This is a genomic window from Dysgonomonas massiliensis, from assembly GCF_900240225.1.
GTDB classification, from domain to species: Bacteria; Bacteroidota; Bacteroidia; order Bacteroidales; family Dysgonomonadaceae; genus Dysgonomonas; species Dysgonomonas massiliensis.
Window position 1 is genome coordinate 20,291 of the sequence record NZ_OEPV01000003.1, and the last position, 20,622, is coordinate 40,912.

Sequence of the window (20,622 nt, forward strand, 5' to 3'; positions counted from 1 at the left end):
TATAGAAGCTGAAATATGCTCTTAAACATCCAAAAAATGTTAATTCAATTAAAAACAATCCTAATTAATTCACTTATTATAAGTACACATATTATCTTTGTAACTATTTTAATTTAAAACTTAAGAATGATGACGGATAATGTAAACAAGGAGCTAGCATCACACGATGAGGCTGGTAATTTGATCCGAAAGATTATGAAAATGTGGCGACGAGCTGTAAGCAGAAGAATAGAAGAATTCAATGTTACAGTTCCGCAACTAGAACTACTTGGAGCAATTCTATATTTGAGATCTGAGAATATAGAAACAACCCAGATAGCTCTTTCGCAAGAAACGGATACAGATCCGATGACAACATCTACTATTATACGGAACTTACAGAAAAAAGGCTTAATCACACGAGTGGAAAGTAAAACCGACACTCGAGCCCGAATAGTTGATTTGACAGAGGAGGGTAGCAGAATAGTACATGAATCTAAAAATAGATTAATAGCACTACATAACGAGATTACTACTGACGAATTGGATAGGCTACTAATCAACAAACACTTAAAGATATTATACAACAATTTAATAAATATAGAAAACAACGATAAAATCAATTAACTAGGTATGAAGCTAAAAAGGATTAGTATTGGATTTTTCGCTTTATTATTACTCGTTTCGTGTGGTAATAAGCAAACGCAAGCAGAAGCAGCTGCTCCTGAACTGAAAGTAACGATAGCAAGTGAACAAAACATTGAACTAAACAAGGTTTTTGCTGCAACTATCAAAGGAAGCGATGATGCAGAGATTCGTCCTCGTATCGATGGTTACATCGATAGAGTATACGTTGAAGAAGGGCAGATTGTAAGAAAAGGACAACCATTATTTCTTATCAATTCACCAATGGCTCAACAACAACTCAGAACAGCAGAAGCCGCTCTTAAAAGTGCTGAAGCTAATGTAGCGACGGCAAAACTAAATGTAGACAGAACTCGTCCACTTGTAGAAGAAGGTATTATCAGTGCTGTTCAGCTACAGACATACGAGAATGTTTATCAAACAGCTCTTGCAGCTCAAGCCCAGGCTCAAGCAACGCTAGACAACGCGAGATCTACAATAAGCTGGACACGCGTTGAGAGCCCGATTGATGGTGTAGTAGGACGTATCAATATGCGTATTGGTAACCTTGTCAATGCATCAAATATATTGACTACTATTGCAAATACAAAGAATGTATATGCTGAATTCTCGCTGAACGAAAAAGATTTAGCTAGCTGGCTAAAAAATCTTGATGGCAAAACTCAAGCAGAGAAAATCAAGAATATACCTCCTGTCACACTACGTCTGAAAGATGGCACTGAAATTCCTGAAAAAGGGAAAATTGAAACAATTGCAGGAGTAATTGACGTAACTACAGGATCAGTTAATTTAAGAGCTGAATTTCCTAACTCTGATGGATTGATCAGAAGCGGAAATAGCGCAACTGTAATTATACCCGAATATCTTAACAATACAATCGTTATACCACAAAGCATAACTACAGCTCTACAAGACAAAGTGATTGTATTTAAACTAGTGAATGATACAGCTAGACAAACTGTTATTGATGTAGAATCAACTCCTGATGGAAAACAATACGCTGTACTAAGCGGTCTTGCTACCGGAGACAAAATCATCTCCGAGGGCATAGGTACAATACGTAACGGAATGGCTGTAAAAGAGAAAAAATAAACATACAGGTAACAAATATAAAATAGAAGTAAAATGCTAAAAACGTTTATAGAAAGACCTGTATTATCTACCGTTATATCTATCATCATCGTGGTGTTAGGTATTATCGGTTTGGCAACCTTACCGGTCGAACAATATCCAAGCATCGCACCACCTACCGTTCAGGTTATAGCAACATACCCTGGTGCGAATGCCGATGTGGTTATGAATAGTGTCGTAATCCCTCTTGAAGAACAAATTAATGGTGTAGAGGGAATGACATACATGACGTCATCTGCAAATAATAGTGGTAGTGCAAACATCACCATCTACTTTGCGCAAGATGTCAATCCCGACATTGCCGCGGTAAACGTACAAAACTTGGCTGCTCGGGCAAACCCTTTGCTCCCAGCAGAGGTAACAAAAAATGGTGTAATCGTACGTAAACAACAAAGTAGTACGATCATGATGATCTCTTTGACATCAACCAATCCCGAATACGACGCCCAGTTTGTACAGAACTACGCAAACATCAATATCCTACCACAGATCAAGCGTGTATATGGAGTTGGTGATGCCAATGTTTATGGAGCGAAGGACTACACTATGCGCATCTGGCTGAAGCCTGATGTGATGGCAGGCTACAAGCTAACACCTCAAGAGGTGATGGCTGCGCTTTCGGATCAAAATATAGAAGCTGCCCCGGGAACACTCGGAGAGAATGCTGATCAGACATTCCAATATACAATGAAATTTACCGGACGTCTGAAAACAACCGAAGAGTTTGGTAATATCATCATTCGTTCGCAGAATGGTCAGATTCTATATATGAAAGATGTAGCAGACATCGAACTTGGTGCTGCCAGTTACGCTGTAAGATCGCAAAGAAATGGACTGGAAACAGTATCAATCGCTATTGCTCAAACAGCTGGATCGAATGCTCAAGAAGTTATTAATAATGTAATCACAGTATTGGATGATGCTCAGAAATCCTTCCCTCCGGGAATGGAATACACGTTGCTAATGAATGCTAATGAATTCTTGGATGCATCTATCGAAAAAGTTATACATACTCTTATTGAAGCATTCTTGCTAGTATTCTTGGTTGTATTTATATTCTTACAAGATTTCAAATCGACACTTATCCCGGCTATTGCTGTTCCAGTGGCTATTGTGGGAACGTTCTTCTTCTTGCAAGTTTTCGGTTTCTCTGTAAATATATTAACTCTATTTGCCCTAGTATTAGCTATCGGTATTGTCGTCGATGATGCCATCGTCGTCGTCGAGGCCGTCCATGCTCAATTAGATGCTGGAGAAAAAGATCCGAAGCAGGCCACAATGACTGCAATGAAAGAAATTGCACCAGCGATTGTTTCCATCACACTAGTTATGTCGTCGGTATTTATTCCAGTAAGTTTTATTGGAGGTACATCCGGTGTATTCTACAAGCAATTTGGTTTGACTCTAGCTGTAGCGATTTTGATTTCGGCGGTCAATGCACTTACTCTAAGTCCAGCTCTTTGTGCTATATTACTAAAACCACATCAAGAGCATGAAAAGAAAGGCTTACTGCAACGTTTCTATTACTCTTTCAACATTGCATTTAACGCTGCAACTCTGAAATATAAATCATCTCTACATTTCTTAGGGAAACGAGGCAATCGTTGGATCACTGCCGGAATCATTATTGTCAGCAGTTTGATTTTTGTTCGTCTAATGGAAAAAATACCTCAGGATTTCGTTCCGAATGAAGATAGTGGTGTACTTATGGGTATCATTACCATGCCTCCGGGAACTTCTTTGGAAAGAACAGACTCTATGGTCTTGCAAATCGTAGATTCGGTACGCAGTGTTCCGCATATGGCACATGTCATGAACCTAACTGGTGTGGACTTCCTAGGTGGTGGTCTTGGATCTTCATTTGGTGCTATTATTGCAAAAATGGACAATTGGGCTGATCGTCCTGACTATACAGTGAATGACGCAGTAGCAGAAATGACCGCCAAAACAAAATCAATCAAAGACGCAACATTCCTATTCATGGGTGCTCCTACGCTGCAAGGTTTTGGTTTAGGTGCAGGGGTAGACCTTCGATTACAAGATCGTACGGGTGGTGATATAAGCACATTCTATGATATTACAACAAATTTCATACAGAAGCTTAATGAACATCCTGACGTAATGATGGCAATGACTACATTTAACCCTAATTTCCCTCAAAAAGAAATTGTGGCAGACATTGCTAAAATCAAAGAATCGGGACTAACACTTAGTACTGTGATGTCTACACTACAAGCTTATGTAGGTAGTATATATGCATCGAACTTCAACCTATATGGTAAACAATTCAAAGTATTTGTTCAAGCATCACCTGAATACAGAAGTAAACTTGAAGATCTTAGTCAAGTCTTTGTGCAGACAAGCAGTGGAGAAATGGCTCCGATTACAACCTTTATAAGCATAAATGATGTAGTAGGACCACAGACATTGAATCGTTTCAATATGTTCTCGGCGATGTCTTTAACAATCATACCAGACCTACGTAACGGTAAGAGTACTGGTGATGTTATCAACGCTATTGAAGAAATATCTAAGACTACCTTACCTCAAGGTTTCAGTTACGAATACGCAGGTATGGCTCGTGAGCAAGTTCAAAGCAGCAGCCAAACAGGATTGATTTTTGCTCTTTGTTTGATATTCGTTTATTTACTACTAGCGGCATTGTACGAAAGTTATATTATACCATTAGCCGTGATCTTCTCACTACCGGTAGGTCTTGCAGGTGTATACATCTTCTTGATGATATTCGGGGTGACACAAGGTATAGTAAATAATATCTATGTACAGATCTCGCTCGTCATGCTTATCGGACTGCTCGCCAAGAATGCCATTCTGATTGTAGAGTATGCTGTTCAGCGTCGTCTGCAAGGAATGAGTATCATCGAAGCAGCCGTAAATGGTGCAGTTGCTCGTCTCCGTCCTATTTTGATGACATCATTTGCATTCATCTTTGGTCTGATGCCTTTGGCTATATCAAGTGGTGCTGGAGCAGTAGGTAATAAATCAATTGGTATCAGTGCTATCGGAGGTATGTTCATTGGTACAATGATTGGAGTGCTTGTAATTCCATCGCTTTATATCATATTCCAAACAATTCAAGACAAGTTTAGTAAATCGGGTATGGTAAATTCAAATGATGAGCTAATTAAAAGCCAACAAAACAAATAAATCAGTATGAATAGAAAATATATAAAAGGAATCGCATTGTTGGGGCTAATTGCCTCAATAATGCTACCATCCTGCCAATTGGTAAATAAATACAAGACGCCTGAAATTGATACTGAAAATATGTTCCGCGACCAGACTTCGTCTGACACGACAACAATTGCCAATATCCCATGGCGCCAGTATTTCAACGATCCTATTTTGCAAGGTCTAATCGAAGAGGCATTGACCAACAACTTCGATATGCAAATTGCCGAAACCAGAATCAAACAAGCTGAAGCTAGTTTAGGCATGGCTCGTGCAGCTTACTTCCCTAACGTAGCTTTAGTCGGTAATTTTGACCAAACCCGTTTAAGTGCAAACGACCCTCTAACCGGAGCTCCCAGAGACAGAAATAGCCTTGCTTATCATAAAGAAAGTTACACTTTGGGTATTTCAGCAAGCTGGGAACTTGATATTTGGGGAAAAATCAATCGTCAGCACCGTGCTAGCCGCGCACAACTGATGGCTACTCAGGCTGGTAAGAACTTAGTTCAAACTTCATTGATCGCCAACATTGCAACAACTTATTATTCATTGCTGGCACTTGATGAAAAAATGAGCACTACGCTTGCCATGATTGAGTTGCTAAAAGAAAGCACGAATACAATGGAAAAACTGATGCAAAGCGGTTCTTCGGGTATTACAGGCGCTGCTGTTGAACAAAGTAAAGCTCAGCTATACTCTACTCAAGTTACAGTAAACACTTTGAAAAGTTCGATCCAAGAGTTGGAGAATGCATTGTCAACAATGCTAGGACGCAAACCAGGACCTATATTTCGCTCTCAGTTTACGAACCAACAAGTGGTTACACAACTAAACTACGGAGTACCTGCACAAATGTTGGCAAAACGTCCGGACGTACAACAAGCTGAACTTGCATTCCGCTCGGCATTTGAACTAAAAGTTGCAGCACAAGCAAGCTTCTATCCTCAGATTACACTTACATCGGGTCTGTTAGGATATAGCCAGACAAATGGTTTAGCTCAATTTTTCAAACCTGAAAATCTGTTTGCAAGCATTGTTGGAGGATTAACTCAACCTTTATTTGCTAAAAATCAGTTACTAGGCCAGTTGAAAACTCGTAAAGCTCAGGAAGAAGAAGCATTGCTGACATTCCAAAAAACTGTACTTGGAGCTAGCCAGGAAGTTTCTACTATTTTGTATTCGTACCAACAATCGTTAGCTAAAAACGAGACTCGTTCGAAACAAGTGGAATCGCTTGAAAAAACCGTAGACTACACTCAACGTTTGCTGAACAGTGGTTTTGCCAATAGCTATTTGGAAGTCATCACAGCTCAGCAAGGATTGTTACAAGCTCAGCTAGATCAAATCAGCGACAAGCTAGAACAATTACAATATGGTGTAAACCTATACAGAGCTCTTGGTGGAGGTCTAGAATAAGAAATAAACTTCAATAATGAAAGGAGTCATATCTATTGCTTAGGTACGGCTCCTTTCTCTTTCGTAGACATAGGATGCTCGTTATAAATAGATTATCATCCAACATCAAAAAAATGCATCTAAAAATCAAAAAAACATGAGCAAAAACCTTGCAAATACTAGAATATTATCTATCTTTGCACCGCATTGAGACAAATGGTGGTTGTAGCTCAGTTGGTTAGAGCGTCGGATTGTGGTTCCGAAGGTCGCGGGTTCGAGACCCGTCTCCCACCCCAAGAAAAGGATCTATAGTATTATAGATCCTTTTTTCTTTTTATACGCCCTAAATTTACTAAGGACATTTATGCAAACAGATTTTTACTTATCTTTATTCAGCATAAACGCACCTCTACAAATCTATAACACGTAAGAGACAATGATTATTAAATATTTTACAGATAACGACCTCTATAAATTCTCGGTAATGTATGCTATACAACGACTATACCCATGGTCGTATGTGAAGTATGAATTTACAAATCGCGGAGAGAATTCATTCCCCGAAGGTTTTGCCGAACGCCTGAAAGAAGAAGTAGCAGCTATGGCTACATTGAAATTAACAAAAGAAGAAAGAAGCTTCATCGAAAAAAGATGCTATTTCTTCGATCCTGTATTTTTCGACTTCCTTGACGGATATCGTTACGATCCCAACGAGGTTCAAATAAGTCAAGAAGGAGGAAAGCTCTCGGTACAGATAGAAGGTTTTTGGTACAGAACCGTATTATGGGAGGTTCCTCTCATGGCTATCATATCCGAATTATACTTCATCATGGCTGGAGCAAAACCAAACGACTTCGAACAAAAAACGATCGATAAAGCCGTTGCTCTGAGAGATATTAAAGCCGATTACTCCGAATTTGGTACTCGCCGAAGATATTCACTTGATGTTCAGGACAAAGTAGTAGGACTATTAAAAGCGAATTCCGGCGATTATTTCAAAGGTACAAGTAACATGTATCTGGCAATGAAACACAATACAACACCTATTGGTACAATGCCACACGAATGGTTTATGTATCATGGTGCATTGTTTGGCTACCGCGCAGCCAATATCAAGGGACTCGAAGCTTGGGTAGATGTATTTCAAGGTAGTTTAGGGATATCCCTTACCGACACCTATACAACTGACTCATTCTTCAAATCATTCAGCTTGAAACAAGCTAAATTGTTTGACGGAGTACGTTGCGATAGCGGAGACCCGATCGAATTTACCGATAAAGTCATCAAATTCTACGAAGGATTAAGAATAGATCCTGAGCTGAAAACTGTTGTCTATAGCGATTCGCTCAATATTGACGTAGTTAAGAAGATTAAAGAACATGTAAACGGACGCTTGCACGACACATATGGTATAGGAACATACTTCTCGAACGATGTTGGTGTAAAACCTCTGAATATGGTAATCAAAATGTCGGGAGTAAAGGTTCATCCGAACGAAAAGGAATTCCTTTCGGCAATAAAATTATCTGATGTTTATGGTAAGAACACAGGTAATAAAAAAGAGATCGAAATATGTAAACTAACACTAGGGCTGGATTAATCCAGCCCAAAAAAGATATAGCATACGCATATATCCCTACCATAAAACATCTATATTTTTAATATTGATTGCTTCTTGGATATATTTCAAGCATATATTCTGCATAACACTCAGTTCGCACTCTAAATTTTTCTTATCAACAACATACTCCAGCACTAGAAAAGAATCATCATCGTAATTTATTCTAAAGTTTCCGGTACGAACAAATAATTTATTTACAGAATAATTTTCTTCGTCATAACCATCAACGATAGATGCAATATCATTAAATGATACTATACTGTTTAGCATACCAGTACACTCATTATTAACAATCCTTAGATTATCATTTTCATCCCATAAACATAGATGTATTCGCTCTATTTCGAGTATTTCCTCATCCTCAAAAAGAAGACATACCTGCCTAAACGTCACTGGTATTATTGTCAAATTAATGGCAGACTTATCTTCGTCAAAATCTAATTTAAAATTCAATCCACTCATAAGCAAATCCATAAATAACTACCTCAAGATAACAATTAGATTGATAAAAGCCTGAAATAAGCATAAGTAATTTTTACGATTAAGACTATTATAATGTAGTAAACGAAATCTTCATAAAAAACGATTCGTAACAACAACCGCATCGTTCGAGCTAATCGGGTGATAAACATCACATTTCGCGATCTAATTTTTAGCCACTTTTTCTTTTTTAACCCGATTTAAAAGGCTACTTTTGTAAGGATACTTTGTGCTCAAAAAGCTTTTATAGAAGCCTCAAATCGGGCAAAAAGCATAAGTAGTTATAAATAAATGCTATATAGCATAAATAGAAATTATATAGAGATCAATATACTTGTAAATTAAAAAAGAATTTAAGAATTATGGCTAACAAGAACGAAAAGCTTTTCTCTGAATTCCCACCAGTATCTACCCAAGAATGGATGGATAAGATCACTGCCGATCTGAAAGGTGCTGACTTCGAGAAAAAACTCGTTTGGAAAACAAACGAGGGGTTCAAAGTAAACCCATTCTACAGAAGTGAAGACAACGAAGGTTTGAAAACCGTAGATTCACTTCCTGGCGAATTTCCTTACGTACGCGGAACAGAAAAGACTAACAGCTGGTACGCACGTCAGGACATCGAGGTTAACGATATCAAAGCTGCCAATGCTAAAGCTTTGGATCTTTTGACTAAAGGAATTACATCTCTTGGATTTAAAATCAACAAAACAGATGTTAATGCTGAGAATGTGAAAGCTCTACTACAAGGTATTCCGGTAGAGGAAGTCGAACTTAACTTCAGCACATGCAACCAAAAATCTATTGAATTGACTAAAATTTTGGCTGACTACTATGTCGAGTCAAAAGCTGATTTATTCAAATGTTATGGTTCAGTTAACTACGATCCATTCAAGAAAATCTTGAAAAAAGGTCGTGACTGCGAAGGATGGGTTGAAAAAGCTTCTGAAATCGTTAAAGCTGCTGCTAAACTTCCACGTTTCCGTGTATTGGCTGTTAACGCATTCCAATTGAGCGACGGCGGAGCATACAGCTACCAAGAACTTGGCTATGCACTTGCAAATGCAAACCAACTGCTATCAGCACTTGTTGAAGCAGGACTAGATGCAATGGTAGTAGCTAAAAAAATTAAATTCAACTTTGGAGTAGGACCAAACTACTTCATGGAAATAGCAAAATTCAGAGCTGCTCGCTGGTTATGGGCTCAAATAGTTGATGCTTATCACCCACTATGCAAATCTGAAACTTGTACAAACAAAGCAGAAGATGGTACTTGCAAATGTGCTGCCAAAATTTACACACATGCACAAACATCTCGCTTCAACATGACTATTTACGATGCACACGTTAACTTACTACGTACTCAGACTGAAGCTATGTCGGCTACTATCGCAGGAGTAGACTCGTTAACTGTTCTTCCTTTCGACGAAACATACAAATCGGCTGATGATTTCTCTGAAAGAATTGCACGTAATCAACAATTAATTCTGAAAGAAGAATGTCACTTCGATAAGATAACTGATGCTTCAGCAGGTTCATATTATATCGAACATCTGACTAAAGCTATTGCTGAGCAAGCATGGGCTCTATTCTTAGAAGTTGACGAAAAAGGCTTCTACGAAGCTATAAAAGCTAACATTATTCAGTCTGCAGTTAAAGATTCTGCCGATGCTCGTTTCAAAGCATTAGCTACACGTCGCGAGTCGTTGCTAGGAACTAACCAATTCCCTAATATTACAGAAATGGCTACAAGCAAAATTGTAGAAAGCTCTCATAGCTGTGGATGTGGTTGTTCTGCCGAAGACGGAGATGCTCCATATATGGCATTACCGAAAGGACGTCTTGCTGAAGATTTCGAAAGAATGCGTATCGCTACCGAAAAACATGGTGCTCCAAAAGTATTCATGCTTACTATCGGAAACTTAGCTATGCGCTTGGCTCGTTCTCAGTTCTCAGGAAACTTCTTTGGTTGTGCAGGATACAAAATTATCGATAACCTTGGATTCGAAACAGTAGAAGCTGGAGTAAATGCAGCTCGCGAAAAAGGTGCAGATATCATCGTTCTATGTTCAAGCGATGACGAATATGCAACATTCGCGCCTGAAGCTCACAAACTAATCGCTGGAAAAGAACATTTCGTAGTAGCAGGAGCACCTGCATGCATGGACGAATTGAAAGCTCAAGGAATAGAACATTTCATCAACGTGAAGAGCAACGTTCTTGATACATTGAGAGTGTTTAACGCTAAATTGGGTATCCAATAATTAAAACGAAGAAACATGAAACCAAATTTCAAAGATATAAATATAAATACGTCAGGTTTTGCTGCAACAGATGCTGCAAAATGGACTGCAGACAACGGTATCAAAGCCGACTGGATGACTCCAGAGCTAATTGCCGTTAAGTCTGTTTATACAAAAGAAGACTTGGAAGGTATGGAGCACCTTAACTATGCTGCCGGACTTCCACCATTCCTTCGTGGACCATATTCAGGTATGTACGCTATGCGTCCATGGACAATCCGTCAGTATGCAGGATTCTCTACAGCTGCCGAATCAAATGCATTCTATCGTCGTAACCTTGCAGCAGGGCAGAAAGGTCTTTCTGTTGCATTCGACCTTGCTACACACCGCGGATACGATGCTGACCACCCTCGCGTAGTTGGTGATGTTGGTAAAGCGGGTGTATCTATTTGTTCGATTGAAGATATGAAAGTTTTGTTCGATGGTATTCCATTGAATAAAATGTCAGTATCGATGACAATGAATGGTGCTGTACTTCCTATCCTTGCATTCTACATCAACGCTGGTTTGGAACAAGGAGCGAAATTGGAAGAAATGGCAGGTACAATCCAAAATGACATTCTGAAAGAATTCATGGTGCGTAACACTTACATCTATCCACCTGAATTCTCAATGAAGATTATTGCTGATATCTTCGAATATACATCTCAAAAGATGCCTAAATTCAACTCGATCTCTATTTCGGGTTACCACATGCAAGAAGCGGGTGCTACTGCCGATATCGAGTTGGCTTATACACTTGCTGATGGTATGGAATACTTGAAAGCTGGTATCGATGCTGGTATCGATGTTGATGCTTTTGCTCCACGTCTATCATTCTTCTGGGCTATCGGTATGAATCACTTCATGGAAATAGCTAAGATGCGTGCAGGACGTTTGTTGTGGGCTAAGATTGTTAAGAGCTTCGGTGCTAAAAACCCTAAATCTCTTGCACTTCGTACTCACTCTCAAACATCAGGATGGTCACTTACTGAGCAAGATCCGTTCAACAACGTTGGTCGTACTTGTATCGAAGCTATGGCTGCTGCTTTAGGACATACACAATCATTGCATACAAATGCACTTGACGAGGCTATTGCACTTCCTACTGACTTCTCAGCACGTATTGCTCGTAATACACAAATCTATATCCAAGAAGAAACTAACATCTGTAGAGAAATCGACCCTTGGGCAGGTTCTTACTATGTTGAGTCGTTGACTAACGAGCTAGTACACAAAGCTTGGGCACACATCCAGGAAATCCAGAACCTTGGCGGTATGGCTAAAGCTATCGAGACTGGTCTTCCTAAGATGCGTATCGAAGAAGCTGCAGCTCGTACACAAGCGAGAATCGACTCAGGAAATCAAACTATCATCGGTGTTAACAAATACCGTCTTGAGAAAGAAGATCCGATCGATATTCTTGATGTGGATAATACTGAAGTGCGTCGTCAACAAATCGAACGTTTGAACGATTTGAAATCTAAGCGTGACAATGCAGCTGTACAAAAAGCTCTCGAAGCAATTACAGAATGCGTTAGAACTAAGAAAGGTAACTTACTTGAGCTTGCTGTTGAAGCAGCGAAAGTTCGCGCTACACTAGGCGAAATTTCAGATGCTTGCGAGGCTGTAGTAGGTCGTTATAAAGCAGTAATCAGAACAATTTCAGGCGTGTATTCATCAGAGACTAAAAAAGATCCTACATTCCAAGAAGCATGCAACTTGGTAGAGGAATTTGCTAAGAAAGAAGGTCGTCAACCTCGTATCATGATCGCTAAAATGGGTCAGGACGGACACGACCGTGGTGCAAAAGTAGTAGCTACAGGTTACGCTGACTGCGGATTCGACGTAGATATGGGACCATTGTTCCAAACTCCGGAAGAAGCTGCTCGTCAGGCTGTAGAAAACGACGTTAATGTACTTGGTGTATCTTCATTGGCTGCTGGACACAAAACTCTGGTTCCTCAGGTTATGGATGAATTGAAGAAACTTGGTCGCGAAGACATCATTGTTATTGCTGGAGGAGTTATCCCTGCACAAGACTATGACTTCTTGTATCAAGCTGGTGTTGCAGCAATCTTCGGTCCTGGTACATCAGTGACTAAAGCTGCTGTTGAAATCATGAAAATTCTTTTGGCTGACTAATACTAAGCTATAATATTGCAAAAGCCCCGATAGTATCCTATCGGGGCTTTTTTGGCACAAGATGTATTATCAACCTATTTATAGCATCTTATAGGATTATTTTTAATTATTTATGTATGTTTACTTATCAAGAGAAACTATACAAACGATAAAATCGGATCATGAGAAAAGTACAAATCATTCTTTTTGCTTTACTAATATCATTTACTAGTTGCGAATATGGTGAGACTTTTACATTTAGCATCAATAATAATTCTAGTAAGACAATCGTAATTGAAACTTTGCGATTCTATAATAGTTTTCATTCTACAGACACGATACATATAATAAAAGAAGGAGAATCAAAAGAAATAGCTTTCGAAAAAGGAGGGATATCTGCTTATTGGGAATATCCTGAGTCGATATATAAAGATGGAGATATTATCCCCAGGCCTGATTATAAATTTGACATCTATGTTGATAGTATTTTAATGCCAGAATTGAAGCTTTATGAATATTGGACTTACAAAACTGAAAAATATTATAATGGTACATATGAATTGGTAGTGACAGATGAACTGCTAGAAAAAATATCTCAAAAAGAATAACCAATTCCACTTGCTTCATATGTATACTTTAATTGCCATAAAATAGTATACAAAGAAAAGCCCTTGATAATTATCAAGGGCTTTTCTATATATAAATGTATCTTACAGTGTCACATTCAATTTCATCAGATAAGTACGCGGTGCAGCTACGTTCATTGGGCGAGTGCTATATTCTTTATTCAATAGGTTATTGATCGTCATTTGCACACTCACCTGTTTAGTAACATTAACTCCAAAACGGAAATCCATAACAAAATAGTCTTTATTATGTTTTTTCCAATATGTATCCAAATCCCCAAATAAAATCTTACGAACCGGATCCATTATATCGATATCGTATTTTCCGTCAGCCGAAGTTCTTTCATCCAAAATGAAGTAGTCAGCAGCTAAAGTTTTGCTTTTCCATGCAAAGTTAGTACCGATAGAAAAGCGTTCCCATTGGAAATCAAACGAACCTTTAATATCATGTTTTTGCCTATATTTCAAATACTTAGAAGTATTCGATTTCGATTTCATTGCAAGTAAATCAGTATTAGCTGCTTCCTCAGCATTAATCTTGTCAGCATCCATATCTATCGGATTAGAATAAACATATCCTAAAGAGTAAATCATTTTAAGTTTAGGACTAATATCACAGAATCCAGTAAAAGATACATCTACTCCATAAATCTCTGCACGATTCACGTTATCAAATTTAACGCCGATGGCTGGCATTCTACCTGCCATTATCATACTACCAACATCTCTCAGATTTGTAACAAATGGATATCCTTGAGTTGGATCTGGGTCAATCAAGCCAAAATTAAATTCAATCATATCTCTATAACGAGTATAGAAAGCGGCCATATCGAAATAACCATAGAAAGGTCCGAATTTATATCCTTGTTTGATACCGATCTCTGCATTAAATCCGCTTTCGGCTTTCAGTTGTTCATTAGGATAAGCACCTACCCCTCCGATATTTCTCAACACAAACTTCTCGGTGATCGAAGGATAACGATATCCTTGCCCGAATGATGCTCTCAAAAATGAATGTTCTGCCAACTCGTAGTTCAATCCTCCACGGAAGATAGGTTTAAATGGCATCTTCATTCCCCAAAATTTTGTTTCAGCTTCGCGATAGTAAGAATCGACACGATAATATTCGAATCGGGCACCTGCTGATATATTCAGACGATCGAAGAATTTCTGGTCATATTGGAAGAATGCTGCTACATTATCACTCTTATGATTATCGGTAGTAGTTGATCTTACATTGACATGTTCGTATGTCAGACCGGTAGTAAAAGTTGCAGAATAGATCTTCTTGGCAAACTTATAATCCAGATAATACGATGTTGTTTGGTCTGGTCTTTGAACATTCTCTTTCGGGCTCAATACATTGGCAGCCCATTCCGGATAATTTTCACCATTAGGCAATCCATTATTCATCAGCCATGCAATCATATCCGAATAATCTGCCGAGCTGGCATCCGGAAAATATTTGTTTCCAACACCAATAAGCGCATCAATAGCTCCAGGCAGATCATTAGTCAACAGCGGTGGAATTATCGGAGCAATTACTTGCCCCGGATTATTTATTATACTTTCTATCGAACTGCCTGTCACACCCATATTACGAATTATATCCAATAGATTGCGGTCATCATTGTGCTTGAAAATACTGTTTTCTAAGAATGTAAAACGGGTATTCAATCTATGGCTATATCCTTTTTCATCATTTTTGTAGTTCAAGAATGGTGAAAATGTAAAGAATGATTCCTCACGTCCCATATTCGTAAGAGCCGAGCGATCGTATGCTTCTTTATCTGAACGCCAGATGAAGAAATCGCCCGATTTGTTAGCCATATAATTTACATTGAATCCATAGTCTAAATAACGTACATTCGGATCATGATATGTAAGATTACCACCTATTCGTGCTCTTTTATTAAAGTCACCTTTACGGTATCCTTCATCTGTCATAATATTTACACCTCCCGACACATCAAAGTTTTCGATTCTGCGTGAGTGTGAAAAATCGATACCTGTATAGATTGGAGTTTTGATACTCGTTAGTAAATGTTCACGATATAGTGGTGTAACCGGATATTTACCTTCTTTCCAAAAGTTTGCATCAGACCATTGATAACCTTTATTTTTAGCATCTCCATAAATACCTACATAGGTGCTTATATCCGTTTTAGGAGTAAGACCTGGACGATCGGTACGAATATCGATAATACCATTCAATGCTGATGATCCGTAAAGGACAGACGATGCTCCTTTGATAATCTCAATCTGAGCTATATTTTCCATAGGAATTGTATTCCAGTTGATTTCCCCTTTACCAGGAGCTAATACCGAAATTCCATCAACCAATATCTGGCTACGACTTCCTACTCCATATGTCCATCCGCTGCCACCTCTGATAGAAGGTTGCTTATCTGTAACATCGACACCCGGAACTGTGACCAACACATCGCGAAGATCTTTTGGCGACTGGCGCTTAATTTCTTCAGGTTTTAATACAACCATAGAAACTGTAATATCGCTCAATTTTTGCTCGAAACGACCTGCACTTACTACAACTGCATCCAATAGCTTCGATTCTACTTCGAGGTGAATATCTTGTTTCACTTCTGTCTTACCTGAAAATACCATCGGATAGGTCTCAGTCTTGTAGCCCATATAACTAACGACAAGCATTACCGATTCTGATTCTACATTATTCAGTTCGTAGTAACCGTTTTCGTCAGACATTGTACCTCTATTCTCACCTTTATGAGTATAGGATATAGTTACACCCGGAAGTGTTTCGAATGTCTTGGCATCGTAAACAACTCCCGATATTTTTTGTGCAAATGCATTACCCAACGCAATGGTGCACAGTATTAATAGAATTAATATTTTTTTCATCGATTATCTTTTTACCTATTTTACAACCTTACGATTTAAATTAAGTACTAAGTCAAACTTAGGACTTTCATCCATCACTCTTACCAATTCATTCAATACACCGACTACTGCTTCTGAAGATAGATTAAGCTCTAATCCTCCCATTCCCTTTGCTTCGTCATTAATCGATTTCCAATTTAGTTTTTCAAGCGTAGGAGTAAGCAATGGCACTGCTAGTTTTAAGATTGGAAGTAAGTACTCTTTTGGAATACGTAATTCTAAAATCTCAGTTCGCCCATTTTTCGATGTAGTTATTGTATATTGTATTGGTAGACCAGTATATGCCTTTTGCGCTAAAGCATATAGTTCTTTTATCTCTTGCTCTGATATACTGATTCCACTTATTGATGAAAGTCCATCTAAAGTAATACCAGGGAACATCTCTGCAACAATCGCATCTAATGCTAAAGAAAGATATAGATTCTCCTGATCTACGTTATAATAAAGCATATTGCCCGAATAAGAACCAGCTGGCAATATGGGCATTAGCGGATTCCAAGCAATAGTAACACAACCATTATCTTTAAAATCTAAAGACGGTTTAATCATACCAGCAAATAGACCTAATGTTCCGAAAAATGTATTTAGATCTGAAGATTCGTCGCTAACCAGAGGTGTTACACCATAAGTCATAATCCCATGCATATCAATCGTAGCATCCGGAGTTATGGGAATAATATCTAGCATGATATTCTGAGGAGTAGACAACATTGGTAAATCCCATTTCCCAATAAAATGATTTGTTATGGTAGGGTTTAAATTAATTTTCAATTTAGAATCAATAACCTCACCTGCAACTTCTAGACTCAAATTTTCATTTTCGGTATAAGTTAGAAATGTGTAGTTACTATTTTTATTGCCAAAATTCTCAAGTTTTACATCCTTGAATATAATAGTATCTTCTAAGGGCATTACATAGTATAATGAAATAGTTGCATTTCCTTGTTCGTCTGCTACTAATAATACACGACCTTTATTATAAGGAATTGTATCGTTCAACGTAATTTCAAGATTGTCTCCTCTGTAGACTTTCGAAATCCTTAAACTTTCATCTTTTTCCCAATTCTCGTCGTCACTACATGACGTTGCCAGGATTGTCGAAAGAATCAACATTATTAAGACAAAATAATTCTTCTTCATATAATCTTATTTAAATTATTGACTTGGGTTTATAATTATATATCATCGTTAAAGTCCTTTTGACTGATAGTAGAAGTATACTTACAGGTTTCGCCAACCTTTTTCATATAGAATGTGTAGTATCATTTTTTTATTCTTTTCACAATTCAGCCCCAAAATTACAAAATATCTTTCATTATTTACTGCATAGTCCATTTTTTTGCACATTTATTTACATTCTGTGCGTTTTTATCAACTATGGATCGAATCACATACTCGAAATTAATCGATATATTTGTGATAGTTACTGTCAACGAATTTAACACATTATGACGATGACATTATTTGAGCAGCAAGCCAAGGAAGTATTTCAACAAATTGACTACGATAATATTTCGCAAGCAACAAAACGGATAATCGACTTCACTCTTGATAGCGAGTCTGTTGAGCTATATCGAAAGGTGCTTAACTTTTTAGATCTGCAAGATCGAGAGATAAACAAAATAAGCCTGAAAGACTCTATGCGCGATTTGCTTGGCGAAGTCCTTCAAGTTCTAGAACTCAAACAGCAAAAAGATTATCAGAACCCCAATACATTACTTACGGTAGAAAATCTGATTCGGTCATATCCTAAATCAGGATTTGCTTTAGGACCGATAAGCCTCACTATCAAAGAACGACAGATTATTGGCTTGGTCGGCGAAAATGGGAATGGCAAGACTACTCTGCTTCGCTCGCTATGTGGCGAGCTACGTCCGACAAGCGGACATATTAAGTACCATTTCGACTATAAAGACGATTACGATCTTCGATCTCACCTTATATATATACCTCAGCGAACAGATTCGTGGCAAGGATCGCTCCTTTCGAATCTCAAATTTACAGCTTCGACCTATGGTATAAATGGAGAAAATAACGAACTTGTCACACAACTAGTCATTGCCCGTATGGGACTTCGTCAATTCAGAAATCATAGTTGGAAAGATTTGTCGTCAGGTTATAAAATGCGTTTTGAACTTGCACGTGCTTTGCTGCGAAAGCCTAAACTATTGCTGATAGACGAGCCTCTGGCTAATCTTGACATTCTTGCACAGCAAATTGTTCTGGATGATTTCAAAGACATTAGTAACTCTGCTTTCCGTCCAATAGGAATAGTTCTCAGTTCGCAACAATTGTACGAAGTCGAAAAGACTTCTAATTCCGTTATTTTTCTGAAAAATGGATCACCAAGAAATATAGCTGAAGATACTGATGTGACATATACTGAAGTTCCTAAATTCATCATAGAATTCGAAACCCGCTACACTCAAGAAGAAGTTAGAACAGCCTTTGCCCCTTTATCGCTCGAAAGACTGGATATCAATGGCGGAACTTATGTAGCAACCTTTCCAGACTCCGTTACTACCGATGATTTCTTACTATTGGTTTTGGAAAGAAAAATACCAATTGCCTATTTCCGAAACATTTCGAAATCGACTCGCAGATTCTTCTTATCTTAATACTCAAAGACAATGATCAAAAAGATTCAAACTTATTTACTGGAAAATTATCCGCTACTTTGGAACATACGTATTTTTCCCATAGGAATATTAATTATTGTAGTAAATCTCATCTTTTTCGCACTAGGATACGTATTTACTGATACCAGCTTCAATGGTAAAAGCTATTACAGACCTCTTGGCGGAGATTTATCACTTGTATATTTTGCTAGTATTGTTATTTCAATTATTATTTTCGTAACATGGCTCATTTTTTACTTTCGCAATAATGCACTGAAAGTCTACTATCCTCGCCGTACTAGCCACGTATTACTCGAATGGATAATATGCTATATACTTTGTATCGGAATAACTTTCATACCTCGCTCACTTAATGCAGGTTCTAATTACAAATGGGAAGTTACAACTTCAGTAGAAGAGGCCGAAGATGCTCTGAAAATTATTTACAAAGCCCAACAATTAATGCCATACGATATGCACTCAGATAAATATGATGCCGACAAAAACGACACACCAATACCCGTTCCGGAAGAATTTAAGAAAAACATAAAGCTTGATTCGGCCAACTTATCTCGATATGCATTCGAATATGATAAAAAAAACAATATTATCATTAAAGGTTATATAGGTCCATCACTACTATTTTACAAATCGAGAACTTACTTTTATTATCTCGAATGTTTTGGCGATAGTTTATCCAGTGTACAGATGAATAAAGATATCAATGAAGTTAAACTCTGGTTACAAAATGGAGATACTACTAAAATCAAGTCTTTAATGAAAGACTACATGCAACTTATTAACAAGCATAAACTCGAAGCATCAATCAATACAGACCAATGGTTCAAACGTATATATAATCCTCCATTCTTTCAGGTTGACACATCAACTGTTATTCTCCGAAGTATTCACAGTTCAACTCTATTTTGGGAGGACAAACGTTATGCTGTAAATACTCCACACCCTACATATGAGACTATTAGTGCTCCGCTAATTGAAAACGATACTTTGACAGATGGTTATGAAAGAATTATACAAAACCGAAACTATGCTGAGGGTTTCCGCGTCGTTACTCTATTTTGCCTATGCTTAGCTTTGGCTTTATCAATACTTGTATTTTCTTATCGTGTGACCGGTGGACGTAAATGGCTAAAATCACTTCTTTTCGTAGGTATATTCGCGTTATGTTCTTCGCTACTTACAGCTCTTATATCTCAGATTGGCTATAGTGACGACAGACTTTTCGTAATGACTATTGTCTGTTTATGGCTACTATTGTTCATCGTTACGCTAGGCCTTCTACTATACAAAGTCTATAGCAAAGCTGAAAAGACGAAATCCAATGTAGCTATGACAATTTCACTTTGGTTCATACCTTGTGTATTCCCATTAATATATGCACTGATTACAATATTTTTGAATTATAATTATAGGGAATTTTTAGAGAAGACTCTACGTATTGAATCCATGTACTGGATAAATCTCATCGTAAGCGTAATAGCTATGATACCAGCATCCATACTTGTACGCAAATGGAAAAGTTTAGCTGAAGAATAAATAAAGCATCAGTTATAAACAAAAAAACGGTTACGAAATTCGTAACCGTTTTT

At 37.9% G+C, this 20,622-nt stretch carries 13 protein-coding genes and 1 tRNA gene; 11 read left to right on the top strand and 3 right to left on the bottom strand.

Annotation, left to right across the window (positions count from 1 at the left end):
- The first annotated feature begins 126 nt into the window (after positions 1-126).
- From C1A06_RS03690 to pncB, 6 genes are all read left to right on the top strand, one after another.
- Positions 127-606: a MarR family winged helix-turn-helix transcriptional regulator gene (locus C1A06_RS03690; protein ID WP_245871998.1), complete on the top strand. Its 480-nt coding sequence runs from the start codon at positions 127-129 to the stop codon at positions 604-606.
- Positions 607-612: 6 nt separating this feature from the next.
- Positions 613-1,716, top strand: a complete 1,104-nt coding sequence (locus C1A06_RS03695; RefSeq protein ID WP_101688893.1) for an efflux RND transporter periplasmic adaptor subunit — start codon at positions 613-615, stop codon at positions 1,714-1,716.
- Between the two features lie 33 nt (positions 1,717-1,749).
- Positions 1,750-4,923 (top strand): efflux RND transporter permease subunit, encoded by a 3,174-nt coding sequence (locus C1A06_RS03700; RefSeq protein ID WP_101688894.1) that lies wholly within the window; start codon positions 1,750-1,752, stop codon positions 4,921-4,923.
- 6 nt (positions 4,924-4,929) lie between these two features.
- On the top strand, positions 4,930-6,363 hold the full coding sequence (locus C1A06_RS03705) for an efflux transporter outer membrane subunit (protein WP_101688895.1): 1,434 nt from the start codon (positions 4,930-4,932) through the stop codon (positions 6,361-6,363).
- 198 nt (positions 6,364-6,561) lie between these two features.
- Positions 6,562-6,638, top strand: a tRNA-His gene (locus C1A06_RS03710).
- 140 nt (positions 6,639-6,778) lie between these two features.
- Positions 6,779-7,942, top strand: a complete 1,164-nt coding sequence (pncB, locus tag C1A06_RS03715; RefSeq protein ID WP_101688896.1) for a nicotinate phosphoribosyltransferase — start codon at positions 6,779-6,781, stop codon at positions 7,940-7,942.
- Between the two features lie 36 nt (positions 7,943-7,978).
- On the opposite strand, the gene C1A06_RS03720 is transcribed toward pncB, so the two are convergent.
- Positions 7,979-8,425, bottom strand: coding sequence for a hypothetical protein (locus tag C1A06_RS03720; protein ID WP_145996333.1), 447 nt, complete (start codon positions 8,423-8,425; stop codon positions 7,979-7,981).
- A 380-nt stretch (positions 8,426-8,805) separates the two neighbouring features.
- Here C1A06_RS03720 and mutA point away from each other — a divergent pair, with 380 nt between their 5' ends.
- The 3 genes from mutA to C1A06_RS03735 all read left to right on the top strand — a co-directional run bounded on the left by mutA (position 8,806) and on the right by C1A06_RS03735 (position 13,457).
- A complete protein-coding gene (mutA, locus tag C1A06_RS03725; protein WP_101688898.1) occupies positions 8,806-10,707 on the top strand; it encodes a methylmalonyl-CoA mutase small subunit in 1,902 nt (633 codons plus the stop codon).
- 15 nt (positions 10,708-10,722) lie between these two features.
- Positions 10,723-12,870, top strand: coding sequence for a methylmalonyl-CoA mutase (scpA, locus tag C1A06_RS03730; RefSeq protein WP_101688899.1), 2,148 nt, complete (start codon positions 10,723-10,725; stop codon positions 12,868-12,870).
- A 161-nt stretch (positions 12,871-13,031) separates the two neighbouring features.
- A complete protein-coding gene (locus C1A06_RS03735; protein WP_101688900.1) occupies positions 13,032-13,457 on the top strand; it encodes a hypothetical protein in 426 nt (141 codons plus the stop codon).
- Positions 13,458-13,559: 102 nt separating this feature from the next.
- On the opposite strand, the gene C1A06_RS03740 is transcribed toward C1A06_RS03735, so the two are convergent.
- Both C1A06_RS03740 and C1A06_RS03745 read right to left on the bottom strand, forming a co-directional pair.
- On the bottom strand, positions 13,560-16,355 hold the full coding sequence (locus C1A06_RS03740; RefSeq protein WP_101688901.1) for a TonB-dependent receptor: 2,796 nt from the start codon (positions 16,353-16,355) through the stop codon (positions 13,560-13,562).
- A 15-nt stretch (positions 16,356-16,370) separates the two neighbouring features.
- A complete protein-coding gene (locus C1A06_RS03745) occupies positions 16,371-17,534 on the bottom strand; it encodes a hypothetical protein (protein ID WP_145996334.1) in 1,164 nt (387 codons plus the stop codon).
- Positions 17,535-17,848: 314 nt separating this feature from the next.
- On the opposite strand from C1A06_RS03745, the gene C1A06_RS03750 reads away from it, so the two are divergent.
- Together C1A06_RS03750 and C1A06_RS03755 are read left to right on the top strand one after the other, a co-directional pair.
- Positions 17,849-19,012, top strand: a complete 1,164-nt coding sequence (locus C1A06_RS03750; protein ID WP_101689105.1) for an ABC transporter ATP-binding protein — start codon at positions 17,849-17,851, stop codon at positions 19,010-19,012.
- A 12-nt stretch (positions 19,013-19,024) separates the two neighbouring features.
- Complete coding sequence (locus C1A06_RS03755; RefSeq protein ID WP_101688903.1) at positions 19,025-20,569, top strand: hypothetical protein; 1,545 nt, start codon at positions 19,025-19,027, stop codon at positions 20,567-20,569.
- The last annotated feature ends 53 nt before the right edge of the window (positions 20,570-20,622 follow it).

What these genes read in the sequence shown, in the direction of transcription:
- scpA (WP_101688899.1), top strand. Translation starts at nt 10,723, where the DNA reads ATGAAACCAAATTTCAAAGATATAAATATAAATACGTCAGGTTTTGCT.
- C1A06_RS03705 (WP_101688895.1), top strand. Translation starts at nt 4,930, where the DNA reads ATGAATAGAAAATATATAAAAGGAATCGCATTGTTGGGGCTAATTGCC.
- pncB (WP_101688896.1), top strand. Translation starts at nt 6,779, where the DNA reads ATGATTATTAAATATTTTACAGATAACGACCTCTATAAATTCTCGGTA.
- C1A06_RS03745 (WP_145996334.1), bottom strand. Translation starts at nt 17,534, where the DNA reads ATGAAGAAGAATTATTTTGTCTTAATAATGTTGATTCTTTCGACAATC.
- C1A06_RS03720 (WP_145996333.1), bottom strand. Translation starts at nt 8,425, where the DNA reads ATGAGTGGATTGAATTTTAAATTAGATTTTGACGAAGATAAGTCTGCC.
- mutA (WP_101688898.1), top strand. Translation starts at nt 8,806, where the DNA reads ATGGCTAACAAGAACGAAAAGCTTTTCTCTGAATTCCCACCAGTATCT.
- C1A06_RS03690 (WP_245871998.1), top strand. Translation starts at nt 127, where the DNA reads ATGATGACGGATAATGTAAACAAGGAGCTAGCATCACACGATGAGGCT.
- C1A06_RS03750 (WP_101689105.1), top strand. Translation starts at nt 17,849, where the DNA reads ATGACATTATTTGAGCAGCAAGCCAAGGAAGTATTTCAACAAATTGAC.
- C1A06_RS03700 (WP_101688894.1), top strand. Translation starts at nt 1,750, where the DNA reads ATGCTAAAAACGTTTATAGAAAGACCTGTATTATCTACCGTTATATCT.
- C1A06_RS03695 (WP_101688893.1), top strand. Translation starts at nt 613, where the DNA reads ATGAAGCTAAAAAGGATTAGTATTGGATTTTTCGCTTTATTATTACTC.
- C1A06_RS03735 (WP_101688900.1), top strand. Translation starts at nt 13,032, where the DNA reads ATGAGAAAAGTACAAATCATTCTTTTTGCTTTACTAATATCATTTACT.
- C1A06_RS03755 (WP_101688903.1), top strand. Translation starts at nt 19,025, where the DNA reads ATGATCAAAAAGATTCAAACTTATTTACTGGAAAATTATCCGCTACTT.
- C1A06_RS03740 (WP_101688901.1), bottom strand. Translation starts at nt 16,355, where the DNA reads ATGAAAAAAATATTAATTCTATTAATACTGTGCACCATTGCGTTGGGT.